This window comes from Anabaena sp. PCC 7938 (assembly GCF_049315035.1).
GTDB lineage: Bacteria > Cyanobacteriota > Cyanobacteriia > Cyanobacteriales > Nostocaceae > Anabaena > Anabaena cylindrica.
Genome location: NZ_CP186034.1, coordinates 4,510,114 through 4,525,047, shown reverse-complemented (window position 1 = coordinate 4,525,047; position 14,934 = coordinate 4,510,114). Strand labels below are relative to the sequence as shown.

General features: G+C 37.6%; 11 protein-coding genes. All 11 read right to left on the bottom strand.

The annotated features are described in order from the left end of the window. Nucleotides 1–226: 226 nt before the first annotated feature. A complete protein-coding gene (locus ACOWPH_RS20560; protein ID WP_015217245.1) occupies nucleotides 227–1,927 on the bottom strand; it encodes a serine/threonine-protein kinase in 1,701 nt (566 codons plus the stop codon). A gap of 509 nt (nucleotides 1,928–2,436) precedes the next feature. Next, nucleotides 2,437–2,928 (bottom strand): hypothetical protein, encoded by a 492-nt coding sequence (locus ACOWPH_RS20555; protein WP_242043076.1) that lies wholly within the window; start codon nucleotides 2,926–2,928, stop codon nucleotides 2,437–2,439. Nucleotides 2,929–3,178: 250 nt separating this feature from the next. Continuing rightward, a complete protein-coding gene (locus ACOWPH_RS20550; RefSeq protein WP_015217243.1) occupies nucleotides 3,179–4,735 on the bottom strand; it encodes a TrbI/VirB10 family protein in 1,557 nt (518 codons plus the stop codon). 10 nt (nucleotides 4,736–4,745) lie between these two features. Continuing rightward, the gene (locus ACOWPH_RS20545) at nucleotides 4,746–5,438 is read right to left on the bottom strand and encodes a hypothetical protein (RefSeq protein ID WP_015217242.1); all 693 of its coding nucleotides are present in this window, start codon (nucleotides 5,436–5,438) and stop codon (nucleotides 4,746–4,748) included. Nucleotides 5,439–5,470: 32 nt separating this feature from the next. Beyond that, a complete protein-coding gene (locus ACOWPH_RS20540) occupies nucleotides 5,471–6,295 on the bottom strand; it encodes a hypothetical protein (RefSeq protein WP_015217241.1) in 825 nt (274 codons plus the stop codon). 138 nt (nucleotides 6,296–6,433) lie between these two features. Continuing rightward, a complete protein-coding gene (locus ACOWPH_RS20535) occupies nucleotides 6,434–7,483 on the bottom strand; it encodes a hypothetical protein (RefSeq protein ID WP_015217240.1) in 1,050 nt (349 codons plus the stop codon). Nucleotides 7,484–7,527: 44 nt separating this feature from the next. Next, on the bottom strand, nucleotides 7,528–8,421 hold the full coding sequence (locus ACOWPH_RS20530) for a hypothetical protein (RefSeq protein ID WP_242043075.1): 894 nt from the start codon (nucleotides 8,419–8,421) through the stop codon (nucleotides 7,528–7,530). A 66-nt stretch (nucleotides 8,422–8,487) separates the two neighbouring features. Continuing rightward, entirely contained in the window at nucleotides 8,488–11,235 is a 2,748-nt protein-coding gene (locus ACOWPH_RS20525) for a hypothetical protein (RefSeq protein ID WP_015217238.1), read from the bottom strand. Continuing rightward, nucleotides 11,183–11,560: a hypothetical protein gene (locus ACOWPH_RS20520; protein WP_015217237.1), complete on the bottom strand. Its 378-nt coding sequence runs from the start codon at nucleotides 11,558–11,560 to the stop codon at nucleotides 11,183–11,185. Before ACOWPH_RS20520 ends, ACOWPH_RS20525 begins: the two co-directional genes overlap by 53 nt. Before the next feature lie 56 nt (nucleotides 11,561–11,616). Then, nucleotides 11,617–12,228 (bottom strand): hypothetical protein, encoded by a 612-nt coding sequence (locus ACOWPH_RS20515; protein ID WP_015217236.1) that lies wholly within the window; start codon nucleotides 12,226–12,228, stop codon nucleotides 11,617–11,619. A gap of 441 nt (nucleotides 12,229–12,669) precedes the next feature. After that, nucleotides 12,670–14,769, bottom strand: a complete 2,100-nt coding sequence (locus tag ACOWPH_RS20510; RefSeq protein ID WP_015217235.1) for a putative bifunctional diguanylate cyclase/phosphodiesterase — start codon at nucleotides 14,767–14,769, stop codon at nucleotides 12,670–12,672. Nucleotides 14,770–14,934 lie beyond the last annotated feature (165 nt).

Sequence of the window (14,934 nt, the reverse complement as noted above, 5' to 3'; positions counted from 1 at the left end):
TTTTCAGGTAAATGTAGCATATTTTTGGATTTTCCGCATAAACCCGGTAAAGATGTTTGTAATCTAACATCTTGCACCAGTTTTAATAACTGCCATGTGCGAGGTATATAGCTTGCGGGCAAGATGCCCGCACCACAAGAGTTTCATTATTCAAGCTTGTATTTAATTTAAATGAAATCCGCTTTATATTGCTTGCTTTTGTGTAGCGGGCAGGTTCTATTACGAATTATCGCCACCCTAACCAACGTAAACAAGGAACAATGAGGTAATAACTCAACCCTAAACAAAGACTAATTAAAATACCCACAAAACTAAAAAAGGCGATAGGTACAAATAACTCTAACCAGCCTGGTTGATTGGAGGAGAAATGGATAGCAGGGACTGGTAAACCTAGATGAATTAAGGCTGCTAAGATGTTTGCACTCCCAAAGGAAGCTATGAAGGCGTAAGCTAGATAATGGGTACGCAGACCTAAGCCCAAGGTGAGTATGGAAATTGAGACTAACATCCATGCAACTAAACCTTCAGCGCTGTTATGTGGGGTGATGAATTGCCATGCTATCCAGCCTAAACTATTACCAATTAAAGCCATGAGTGCTGCTATCAAAAATCGCCGTTTTTGACCAAAACTGCCAGATACGGTAATTCCCCAAGCGGTTCCTAAACCAGCAGCGGCAAATACTATCATTTCTTTGGCTGAAGCTGGTTGAGAATTTTGGATTAATGCTGGTAATTGGCGGGATATAAATTCCTCGACGAAAGCGCCTAATTTGCTTTGATAAGCCAAGATAAAACCAACGATAGTACCTAAACTAGCGCCAATACCGCCTAAAATCATCGCCCAAATTGTTGACAGACAAGCTAGTAAGAATTTGAAAATTGCCTGGACTGTGAATAGAGTTGTGCTACCTACAGCTTGGGTAAATTGGGTGACAGATTGAATAACAGTGGTTTTGAGTTGGATAAATAAATTTGGTTGTGATGCTGCGGGGACTATTTTCAGTAAGCGTTTTTGAATTATAGCTGCATGGGCGGGACGCGATCGCACATCCGTTTTTACCATTTCATCCAATAAGTCTGCTAACCGGGGATTAACATTGCAGCGATTACGCCAACGTAATTCCCCAGTGATGGGATCTTCTAAATTCTGCGGATGCTTACCAGTGAGTAATTCAATCATTGTCCGCCCCAAGGCGTAAAAATCCGCTGCTGGCCCTACATTCCCACCTATGACCTGTTCTGGTGGACTGTAACCAGAGGAAAATAGTCTTGTGGAGGGAGAATGCGATCGCAATATTGCCCCACTAAATTGTTTAGCACCACCAAAATCAATGAGTACCAATTGTTCTACTTGCAGAAGTGCGTTTGCTGAAGGATTCCGCAGCATTAAATTAGAAGGTTTAATATCCCTGTGAATAATTTGGCGTTTATGCAGTTCCTGTAAAATTTTTACAGCCTGGGCGAACCAGTTTAACACCAAATCTTCTGGACATCCTTGAGGATAATTTCTGCGAATTTCCTCCAAATTTTGCCCATCAATTTTTTCCATCACCAGGCAAGCCAACTGGTGTGGTTTAGGACTAGTTAAATTAATTTGAAAATACCCGTCAGCATCGACTTTGGGAACACCCGGATGTCGGAAACTACTTAAAACCTCCGCTTCCTGGATAAACAATTCCAAAGCCTTAGGAGAATCCTCTACTAAGACTTTCAGAACTTTTTCAGTCTCGGTTTTTTCATCCCAAACCGTATAAATTTGGGCAAACCCTCCCGAACCCAAAGGATTAATAGGGTCGTAGCGGTCTAACAACTGTAACGGTGCGCCACAGCTATTACAAAATTTGTTTCCCCAAGGTTGAGGATAGGGTCGTTGACAGTTAGGATTTATGCAGTGAACCGCACTCTGATTTATCTGGGACAAAACCACGAAAATACAAAGGCTGGATCGATTTTAGCGTCTATTCTGTCTTCTTTACTCAACTTCATTTGTTGCTTAGATAAATTTTTGCTGGCGTTGTTGAGATTGTCTTTACCCAAAATATAGAAGTGTAGTGGTTTTCATAAAGTGCAGACTACCTAAATTGACAATAAAATATCAGGAGTCCTATACAATACCTTGTCCAAATTGGAAAAAACCTTGATTTGTAGGTTGGGTTGAAGCATGAAACCCAACAAATGCGTTGGGTTGCGCTGTCGCTTAATCCAACCTACCGAAAATGGACAAGGTATTGCTATAGCAACCGGGTTTATACGGGCTAAACGCCTCCCTACCGCTACAAAACTCCAGACTCAGATAGCTATATTCTTGATTAAGGAACTTTCAGAAAATAAATTATCCAATCTTGTGGCATGGGCTTCTAGCCCATCCGGGTTTAAGGGCAGGCTTTTCGGCCTACCCCATAAGAATTAATTGAATATTTTTGTATTTGGAAGTCCCTAAGATGCCGTTTTCGCACAATTTGCGCCATTAGCAGCAGATGAATCTGGATAAATAGCTAAAGTGTGATATCCAGGAGCAGCATCTTGATAGAGTATTCTGAAAGTATAAAGCTTAGTTTCACCTTGACCTTCAGTAATCACGGTTAAAAGTGTATTTTCCATTTTGGATAATCCGGGGATTTTTATCCTTTCAATTCGCCGGAGTTGAATGACATTTGCTGCTGAATTTTTACAATCCCCTGAACTCAAATTACGTTCTTGTCCGAACTGCATACACATTGCGCCATCAAAATCCATAGTTACCTGTGACGGATCATTTAACCAAACTTTTTTAATGGTTTCGCCAGCAGGAAGAAAACTTAAATTTGTACCTTGTTGATAAGAAACGTCGATAGTCGGTATAACTCCCCCTAAACCTTGGGCTTGACAGGAAAACATGGAACGGAGAACAGCATTATTAGCTACAGCACGACCTGCCAAAAATAACATAGCCCCTGAGAAAATTAGCGCAGCCAGAGGTAAAAAATGAGGATTATACCATTTGGGATTTGGGATTGGAAATCCTTTTCTGGGTATACAGTATAGGTTTATAAATCTAGCTTTCACCATCATTTTTCACATTGGTGTAATTTAAAGTTTTTCGTAAATACAGCAGATTGCAGATCAATAAGATACAAAACCTAAACTCAAAGCCAGACACCAAGACAGTTTTACTCCTGACTCCGAACTCCTGCTATAGCTAAAACTGCATGGTGCTATTGATGTATATTTCTACTTCTTGGCCAGCTGGTATCAACCAAACATTCGTTTGTTGCATCATTTGCGAAACTGACTGTTGATTACGTTGTAAAATTTGTGGAACCACCGACTTTAAACCACCTTCAACAATCCCCGCCGCTAGATTACGTTGGGTGTTGTTATTGCTAACTATAGTGCTACCTGCATTTGTGGTAACTTGGGTATCAATCCGATTCAATAACTCTGCGGCTTTACTGACACCGCCCAAAACAAATAAACTGGCATCCATTCTGGCTATAGATGATCCATTATTAGGAAATTTATTTGCTACTAGTGGTCTGCCTTGGGGAGCGCGAACAATAATAGCATTGTTAGGTAAGCTTTTCTCTTGAAGTTGATCTTTATCTTGTAAGATCACTTTGACTACATCCAAACGCATTAATCCTCGTTCAGAGATAGACTGAACTTGAGCTAACAACTCAGTATTAGCAGGTAATGCGATCGCACCATCTATGGATTTTAGTGGTTCTTTCAACCGCACCACAAAGATTTCGGTATTTTCTTCTTGTTCATTATTCCTTTGATTATTCCTTGTCCTCGTAGTTTCCCCAAAAACGGCGGTTGCCAAAACAGCTTTAGCACTAGTTCCCACTTTGACCGATTTCGAGTTTTGTGGTTGTGCTTGGTTGACTAAAACATCTTCCTCAGATGGTGTTGGCTCAAAGTCAGGCTCCCTTGCCTCTTGAGCAACATTCGTATTATTAGCAGCCGCAGACTTAGCTGTATTCACACTAGATTGACCAGTCGTGTACACCTGACCATAACTACCTAACTTGGCTAACTGTGTCCATTCTTGGAGGGGATCAGGTGGAGATGGTTGTATATTTGGAGTTGGTGGTGCAACAGTCGGAACAACTGCAACTGATGGTACAACATCTGGCGGAGAATAGGATGGTCTTTCCACAATGCGCTCAACCGTAACGACGCGAGGAACAGAAGCAGTTTGTACAGGCGTTTGTGTTCTGTTATTCACTCTTGGAGTTGCCGACGATAAAAGTACTCTACTTCTCAGATTTTGTTGGGCTGCTGTTACAGCTTGTGCTTGTTCAGCAAGAGCCAATTTCGTTTTGAGAATCTCTATTTCCTGTTCTAAATTTTGCTCAATGGGTTCAATTTTTGGTGGTAACGAAGCTGCCGAAGAAACAAGATTATTTTTTGGTTTTTGATTGGCTGTACTCATAATCTGCGATAAAAACACACCAGCTACTAGCACTACAACCAAAGTAGCACCGCCGACCAAAGCTAACTTAGCAAAGGGATTAGATGATAAAGGTTGTGCAGTTGCAACTTCTTGAACTGGAGACTGAGACGGTTCTAAATTACCTGTATCTGCTTCTACTGTATCAATATTGAAAATTGGTGATTCTTCCTCAAAACCAACTAATTTGGCCATTTTAGATTCCCAATCTGTAGAATCTACTTCCAACTGATAGTTATCAGTATCGGGTTCAATGAGAGGTTGTGTAGGAATTGGTAATTGAATTGAATAGGAAGTCATAATTTATTAATTAGTTAGATTTTGTAAAGCATTTGTTATCTTTGAGATCACATATATCGTAAATTTCTAGTCTAGCTTCACCAAGGCGGTAAGCTGCTAAATGCCAAGGTAGTGGTTTAGTTGGCAGAAACGTTTTTGATTTATCAATGGCTCTAACCAAGATTTGTTTATTAAACGGAATTGATGTTCCCAAATTATTATAACCGCTAAAATTTAATTGATTGGCAAGTATTTCTACTGCCCATTTACCATTAGCTATTGGTGTGGGCTGAGAAATTTTTTCTATCACTAATACATATTCATTTTCTTGATTAGTATTGGCAAATTGATTGTTAGCATTTAAATTAGTAATTTCTGATTGAAATTTCGGTTTCAATTCAGGGGATAAAAGTTGTGAACTAATTTCCCATACTGTAAGTGGTGGCTGTTGTCTTGACCAAGTAAGCATCAGAGTCATGGTTTCACCAACAAAATGGCGAATTGTTTCCGAATGTCGGTCATAACTTGGTTTGGGATCTACAGTGATAGCACGACCATCAACAAGTTGTACTAAACTTTGAGGTGTTAATTGTCGCTTTAGATCCTGTAACATAGAACCGTTAAATAAAAGTAATAGCAGGGTAAATAAATGTAATCCAAATGTTCCAACTGCTAAAAGTGGTAAGATGCTACTTTTTTTAGTTTCTGATTTTACAAGTTGCATAATTTAGGTAATTGGGAATGGGAATTTACAATTTATCTAAGAAAGCTATCAGAGGTGCTTCTATTTCCACAGGGGTTTGATTGATCCTGATTGAGATTACTATAGTTATCTATTAAGCATAAATTTCTAATTTCATAAATTTCTAATTTTTGAGCGCGGTTGCTATAAATTGCTTTTTGAACATTAGTGCTAATCTCAGGTAAGGGATAGGGATAATAATCTACTGCACGGACTAATAAATCTTTATTAAAGGGCGTTATTGTTCTTCTCTCATCTGTGCGCTTTTTTTGAATCAAGTCCGCTACCATCCCCACTCGCCACTTACCAGGGGCAATTTTTTCTGGTGGATAAATCCGCTTGATCATTAACTCTGCTGATATAGCTTGACTAGGATTGTTAGAGAAAACTTCTGATGGGGTCATTTGTGCGATCGCACTTAAGAACCCTTTACGAAAATCTTCTGATATCGCAAAACTAGCTACCCAGCTACTAGTAGAAACTTTTTGATTTCCACCCTGTAAGGTTTTTACCGTAATTCCGGGATCTGGTTGAGGTTTAGCTGCTGCTTCAATAGTTGGTATTGGTAGCGTTCCTGACCAATTAAACATAGATGTCATGGTTTTACTGATAAATTGGCGAATTGCTTCGGGATCTCTAGCTAAATCATCGGTAGCAGATAGAGTTTTACCGTCTATCATTTGCACAAAATTAGGCGGTTTTCGCAGATTCAGTTGGCGAATATTCAACCCTTGAAAAACAAATAAAAATATCACTAATAAATGCAAACTAAAAGTAGCAATTGCAAAAGTATTTAAAATATTTCCTTTTGGCTTTTTCTGATTAAGTAAATTTGTCATTTTTGTATATTCATCCTATTTACAGCAGAATTCAGGAGTCAGGAGTCAGGAGTCAGAAGTAAAATTGGCTTTGTGTATAGGGTTCAACTTAGATTTTGTACCTCCTAACTACGCAAACTGCTGTGATATTATCCAGATTTATATCCTAGCTTTTAGCAAACCATCCGTCTTATTAATAGCACTAAAAACCGCAAATCCTCCCGCACCAGCTACAACCAAAGATAAAATCGGGGCTAAAATTCCCAGAAAAATAATGAACCACATTAAATCAGGATTCGCATTAGGATTTTCAGCGGGGCCATTGATAACTACAGCAGAAGTGACAGCAGCAATAATATTAAATGATATCTTGGCAATACCCGCAGATAAAAACCCAATTAGCCATGCAAAAATAGGTTTTCCTGCCACAGGTAACAAAGATGCGCCTATAGCAATAGGACCCAAAGCGGCAATTAATAACATAGTGGCTTCTAGCAAATTTTGAAAAGCATATTGCAAAGAAATTAAAAAGTTTTTGATACTAGTTTGTGTGGTATTTCCCAGTAAAGAATTAAAGCTAGTATCTGATAAATTACCTGTGCCAAATTTTAGTGAAATTACCTGATTTTCTAGTCTTTGAATCCAAACTTTATTACCATACAAATTTCTATATTCTTGCCAAAGTCCATCAACCTGATCACTAGCTTTAGCAAAACATTGATTTTGTTGTTCACCAGTCAGTGACTGACAAGGACGGATTAAAGAACCAGCAACTTCTTCAGCCAAACTCATATTTAAAGCTTGTTGATAAGTTTGATCAGTATCTGCTGAAGTCACCACTTGCTGATTAACAATATTGATAAAGTTTCTTACCCCCAAAGTCAAACTAGAAAGTATACTGCCATCCCCTGTATTACTTAATAGCATTACTACTACAAAAGGCCAAATCAAACCAGATATAGGACGAGAATATTCACTGTAAATAACATCTTTTAGCCATTGCATCATAAAAAATAATAGAGTTCCTACGGCAAAAAACACGCCTAAATTTGTCATTGCCCCATACAAATTATTACTGCTATTATTTTGTAATAAATCTAACCATTGATTATCCCAACTTTCCGCCATACTTCTGGCAGTTTCAGCACCACTATCGAAACTTTCATTGATGCCAATTTCTGGAAAGATTTGCAAAATATAAAACTGCATTTTGGGTTCACAATATTTTTGCTAAAAGTAAATAAATTACAGTATTAAGACTTACGGAAAAGCATTCCCAAACTTTTATTCCTTTGTGTTCTCTCCTTCTTACTCCTGACTCCTGACTCCTGACTCCTGACTCCTGACTCCTGAATTCTATTTTCATTTTCCTCCCTCCCAAACAAATCTATTTGAGCAGTTGTCCGCATCAGTCTTGCAGCCTCAGTTGCTGAATCTACTCGCCGCGCACGATTCATTTCCTCCATTTGTTGAGAAATACTCGCTAAATTCAAATTAGAGTATTGCAAAGATTGATTAGTTTGTATTGTTTGCGCTAAATTTTCTCCAATAATCCTTGATTGTTGACTTTGAACCTTCAGAGTTTGTAGTTGCAAATTAATTTGATTAGCACTAGTTTGGGCTGATAATTGTTCAGCTAAATTTTCAATAGTCGGAATTTTGGCAATAATATCACTGAGAAAATTTTGGTTACTTTCTTCCGCATTATTAGCCGTTTCCACAATATTAGTAATGACATTTTCCGTCTCTTCTAATTTAACTTTTAATCGTCGTTGTCCCTCCGTTCCCATTGCACCTTCCACCGCACCCCAAAGAATCAAACGATTCATCTCATTACTAACCGCATTAGCTCTAACAATCGGATTATTTTCAAACTTATCCGTCATTGGGTAAAACAATAAATTCTGACGTGCTTGTTTCCCAACTTCAATTGGATTAGGTAAATTCAATTGTCCTGTAGCAATATTCAAAGAATTTTGACTACTAACTTCTAAAAGACTTAAAGTTTCACTCAAATTATTTGTAAAATAATTTTGCATATCCACAGAATATAATTGAAACTCACTCCAAACCTTACCTAACTGTCCCCTAGCTGGTAAACCCAACATCAACAAAAACGCCAAACTAAAAAAAATAACCTTCCGCATACAATCCCCCTATTCATTTCCTTCTCTCTCTGTGCCTCTGCGCCTCTGCGTGAGATAATTCCTCAATTAACTACCTCGCAACGAAGCCACTAACTGCCGAGCAAAAACAGAAATTGCCTCATATTTATCCTGGTAATGTAACATAGCTTCTTGACGAGCAGTTTGTTCATTAGGGTTATTAGCAACTACAGCCAATTGTTCATAACCTGGATAATAACGGCAGAATGTATAAATACCATTATCATCTAATAACCATTGACTATAAATACCTTCTTTCCGAGGAAAAAAGCTTTCTGTCGCATTACGAGAAATAATATCACGGGGATATTTTAAAATACTGACAAAACTATCTACCGCAACCGGTTGAATTCTACCAATTAATCTCGTTGACAAATTTTGTAAAATCTTCGATGCGGCTTTAGATTTAGCAATAGTATCGGGATCTTGTGCTGATAAAATAACTCTGATCCCAGCTTTTGCACCATTTGCACAAATTCTACCTACTAAATCTGATATTTGATCAAATTCAAATAAAATCGGTGCTTCATCAATAAAAAAGATAGAAGCGGGACTGCTTAAAGCTCGTCGTAAAGCCGCTGAATAAGCACTTAAAGATAAAACTGCTGCATCTTCATTATCTGATAAATTTCGTAGTGCAAATACTAAAAGTTGGGCATCGGTGGGAAAGCTAGATGGTGCAGAAATAGATTTTCCTACACGACTAGAAAGCCAAAAACGTAACCGCAATTGAATTTGACTAAGTGCATCATCGACTCTGCCGCTAATAGCGTCTAATTGCAGATGTTCTGGCGAGCAAAAACAGAGAAAGTCTTTTAAGGTAGGGGTTTTTTGCCAAGCTGTAGTTCCAAAACCGTCAGCGATCGCTTGTTTATATCGCGCCTGGATACTGGCATCAGCAAAGAAAGCTGCTAAGGCTAGGTTGAGCAGGGAACGCACCGTTTGAGATAATAGTTGATTTTCGGTGGATGAGCCTAAAACCATAGTCATTAAGGCTGATTCCAAGAATCCAGTATAATCGAGCAAGCGATCGCGCTGTTCCTCTGGTGAGAGCGATCGTAAATCTGGCTGTTCAAACAAATTATTTGATTGTTTGGAAATATCAAAATATGCCCCATTCCCCTCCATAAACTCTGTATAGTCTGTAAACGTAGATGTCCCATCAGGCTTGGGAAAGTCCAATGCAACCACAGGAATCCCATGGGCTAAAGCCTGAGTTAAAATTCCTGACACCAAAACCGATTTACCTGCACGAGTCGTTGCAAACAAGGCTAAATTTTTATGTTGATTAAATAAATCTAAATGTATTGGTGTTCCTCCTTCTTCCGCAATTAACTCAAAACCATGTTTATCTCCAGCTTTAGTTAACACTAAAGGCATTAATCCTGGAACTTCACTGGTTAAATATAATTGTCTGCGGTTAAAAGGCTTAACTAACAAACCTTCCCAAACTATCGGTAAAGATTGTAACCAAATCTTCCAGGCATATTCTACTTCTCTAATTACCTGTGCAGGACGTTGAAAACAATTTTCAATATATCTCGTGGCTTGATCTAATTTTTCTATAGTCGGACGATGGACAAAAATAACTACACTTGTATATATAGGGACTGCACCTTCATATAATTGTTCTTGGGCTGCAACAGATTTCTTTAACTTTAATTGGGCATTTACATCAATAGTTTTACTTTTTTCTTGAGCCATCATAGCTGTCATATTCGACTGCTTAAGAACCCGTTGCAAAGTAGTTTTAACCAATGCGGGATTAGCAGCAGTTAACTGACAAAAAATTTCTGTATCTACCACCGTTTCTCTAGCCAACAATTCCCACAAATAACGCAACTGAGAAAATTTATTCGGCCAACCTCCGGGTTTTTCTAAAAACGTTAACGCACCAATATAACGATTTTTCACATTCACCCAACGACGATCAGCACAGGGTACACTCGATTCCATCAACAAGGTTGTACTATGAATATTCTCTATCAGCAATTTGCTACTAGCTAAATCTGAATTAACTTCCTCATGCAGTCCATTTTCATCTAAATAAAGTAATTGGGGAATTTCTATCGGTGGTGTATCATTAAATCGTCTCCAGGCTTCTTCCCAAAGTTCCTTAGCATTTAATGGTTTGACATCTAACCCCATTTTGTTAGACAAAAGCTGTTCCCATCGAGAAAAACCTTGTTGGTAAGCTTTGATAATCAGAGTTTCAATCCGCTGATTTTGAACTTCTGCTAGTTCCCCTTTAAATTTCAACCACCACAATTCAGTTTTATTTAATAATTTCTCAATCCAATCATCTGCTTGAGTAGCATTAGGTTCAATAGTATAAGTAACGTAAATTCGCATAAATTTGGGTTTGCGAATTCCCGAATTTGTAAGTTCTTGAATCCTCGCTCTTTCTGCTGTCAATAAATATTTAATATCCCTCGATGGTGTCCGCTTGACCAAATCTAATAATTCTGTTTGGCGTTGTTTATCCGAACCAAAAGACCCTATATGTAAGGTCATTTTTTCACCTTCGGGAATATCTTTTAAACCTGATTCAATATTATTAAAAATAGTCTCTATTTGTTCTGACCTTAAAGTAGTATGAATGCCACGACATTCAAAACCAAAAACAAAACAAAACCTATCTTTTTGATTTTCTTTATTCAGAATATAAGCACCAATATCTCTGCCATTTAAAGAAATGCGGAGCATTGTCGCCAAATGTAAAGCATCTTCAAATGGTGTTAATCTACTTTCTTGACCTGCGACGTTGATGTTTTGTTTTCCGATTTTTTGCTTCATGGTTAATTTCTAGCACGCTTTGATAACGAGCAAAGCCTCTTGTCCAAGTAGGAACTCCAATAAACTTGCTTAAAAAACGCCAACTCCTACCACCACTTAATATCCACCAAGTTGCTATTCCCCAACCTGTCATTAATGCTGTCCACAACCATCGCTGAAAATCATCTGCAAACAGTCCTCCAAAAACGCCATTAATCACAAAATATGAAACTAGAACAATAACTAACCAAGGAAAAATTTGATCAGCCGGAATTGGGCCTAATGATGGTTGTGAGCCTAAAATTTGGTTAACTGGACGAAATTCTTGATCTCGTTCTGGAGACATAAAAAACTGTAAGAATGGAAGAGGATTCAGAAATCAGGAGAATTGTCAAATAAAAATTATTTGGCATCACCAATTACAAAACCTGTCAAGACATCAGCAACAGTGACAGCAACCACCACTATCAAAGGAACTCTAGCGATACTTTGCCAATCTTCATCTTTGCGAACTGCATTAATGACACCAATTAAAGAAATAGCAATATAAAGTAAATAAATTGCTCTCAAAATATTGAATATTAAACTGACTGCTGTTTGAGGATTACTATTACTGTCTGTACCTTGTGTCAATGTGCTTTTAAAAAAGTTTTCAGCTTTACCAAAAAATTGAGCAGATGCCGGGGCAGAAAAAAAGTCTACCCAAAATAAACTAAGAATGATAGATACTGCCAAAATTTGCAATACTATCAGCCATCTTTTTGGTAAATTTATCTGCTGTCCAATTTGCTGAAAAATGATGGTGATAAAACTAGCAGCTAGTAAACAAAAAAGCAGGATGGGACTTTTTAAACTAATCACGCTTAAAAATACAGCGCAAGCAATTAAAAATGGTATAGATTCTACTAAGTGCTGTTGCCATATTTTCCAAATACTCGGCAATTTGTTAGATGCTGTCTTTGTACTCACCGGTAAACTTTTTTCGGTTCTTTTCGTACTATAATCTCTAGGCATTTACCAATTTCCCTATGTATCTATAATAAATATCCGTTCTTCAAAGTTTTATTCTATATTTAACCTTGTCATCTGTATTTCTCCAGAGATTTTGATGTAGATTATATTGTATATTTTTGTTTTGTTGCTGTGTATTAAGGTTTAGGTAATCAATTCTTAATATTTAGTTAAATTAAAGTTAAAGTTATTTTTTCTTGGCAGCATTACAAATTGTGTAAAATGCCTTCAGATATAGAGACGAAACCTTCTAAATTTCCTTAAAAAAGGGGAATTTAAGGACTTTTGTTCTGCTTGTTTAGCTTTGGAGGGTGTGGTTCGGCAAGTTCACCAACCGCGTCAAACTGCATAAATCCTGCAAATAAACAGATATTTGATGTCTAATATACTATAAAATAGATACTTGGTGTGACACTTGCGTAAGTCCTCAACTTTTTGTAAAAGCTAATAAAATTTATCATGATCTTTGTTAAGAAAGCAGATTTCAATTTCCTTTGCAGCCAAGGGTTTAGAAAATAAATACCCCTGACCAAATTCACATCCTAGTTGTTGTAACCATTGTAATTGCTGTAGTGTTTCAATTCCTTCTGCTACAACAGTTAAGCCAAGTTGATTACTCAAAGTGATGATAGTACTCACGACTTGATAATTACGATTTCCTTCCTGCATTTGAGTTACAAAAGAGCGATCAATTTTCAAGTTATCAGCGGGTAAGCGATGAAGATAATTGAGTGATGAATAACCAGTCCCAAAGTCATCAATACTAATCTGGTTTTTTCTTAACTTTAATTTAGTTAACAAATCAATTGTTTGATTGATATTTTCAATGAGCATACTCTCGGTAATTTCTAAACTGATGGATTCTCCATCTAATTGTGTTTCTTTTAAAATTCTATCAATGTTTTCAATCAAATTATCTTGGCGAATATCTTGAACAGAGAGATTAATACTTATTTTTAGTGGGAAGCGGTGAGGAAACTTGGTTTTCCAGGTTGCTAGTTGTTGACAAGCTGTGAAAAACATCCACTGATCTATCGGCACAATTAGTCCAGTTTCTTCGGCAATAGGAACAAATTCTTTCGGTAAAATGAATCCACGAGTTGGATGTTGCCAGCGCACTAATGCCTCAAATCCAATCAGCCGACTGCTAAATATATCAATAATAGGCTGGTAATATACGATAAATTCTTCTCTTTCGAGAGCCTTACGCATTTCGGTTTCTAGAGTTAGTCGATTTACTGCTTGGGTATGCATTTGGGCATCAAAAATTTTATATGAATTTCTGCCTTTTTCTTTGGCTTGATACATAGCAATATCTGCATCTCGCAGTAAATCGGCAGCGAGATCATAGTTTTTTGTGCCTAAGACAATACCGATGCTTGTACTGATTACAACTTCGGAATTATTAATTATCAATGGTATTTGAAAATCTTTAAGAATACGCATGGTAATTTGAATAGCGTGTTCTAAATTATATATATCCTCTAAGAAAACTACGAATTCGTCACCACCAAGTCTAGCCACTAAATCAATTTCACGCAGATGAGTTTTCAGTTTTTTAGCAATAGACTTAAGTAGTTGATCTCCAGCTAAATGCCCTAAACTGTCATTGATAACTTTGAAGCGATCTAAATCTAGAAATAAGACAGCATAATGATAGTTTTCTGCTCGTTTAGTGCGATGAATTGCTAATTCGAGTCGCTCTTCTAAAAGTGTGCGATTGGGTAGATTTGTTAATGGATCATGTAAAGCATTATGAATCAGTAATTCCTGTGCCTGTTTGCGATCGCTCACATCCAATAAAATACCATGCCAAATCGTATCTCCATTTTTCTTGAGTTCCGGACGGGCGCTGGCTTGTACCCACTTTAACTGGCCAGATGGTGTAACTAATCGGCACTCGTAAAAAAATTGATTTAACGTTTGAATGCTTTGTTTAGCAGCTACATAACATCCAGCACGATCATCAATATGAATTTGTGCAAAGCAAAGAGAGATATTTTCTAAAACTTGATCTGGCGTTAACTCCAAAAGAGATAAACAGCCCAAACTAACGTATTCAAAGGCAGTAGAACCATCGGAATGCTGTACGAAAGTGTATATCATTCCCGGTATATTAGAGGCTAATGTCTCTAACAGACTGTGAGCTTGTTTATGTTCTGCTCGTACCTGTGCATCCCGAAGTTCCCGACGCACTGCCTCTGGTAATCGGTTTAAGTTATCCTTCATCACATAATCATGAGCGCCTGCTTTCATCATTTCCACTGCTGATACTTCGCCGATTGTGCCGGAAACGAGAATGAAAGGAATATCTTTTTGACTCTGCTTGACTATTTGCAGAGCCGCAGGTGCATTGAATCCAGGTAAGCGGTAATCTGAAAGTATGACATCCCATGTACGGCTATTCAGGGCTGCGTGTAGCTCTTGGGCGACTTCGATACGCTCCCAAATTGGGTTAAAGCCACCGCGACGTAGTTCCCGGAGAACTAACATAGCATCAACTTCTGAATCTTCAATAATTAGGATATTTAAGTCTTCACTCATGCCTTACAGTCTCCTTGCTAAACTTTAATATGCTCACATTTTCCTGTCTTCTTAAATTCTTATTGAATTTGACAATGCTATAAATTAGGCACTTCCAAATAAAAAAATATTCAATTAATTATTGTGAGGTAGGCCTAGAAGCCCATCCCACAAGATTGGATAATT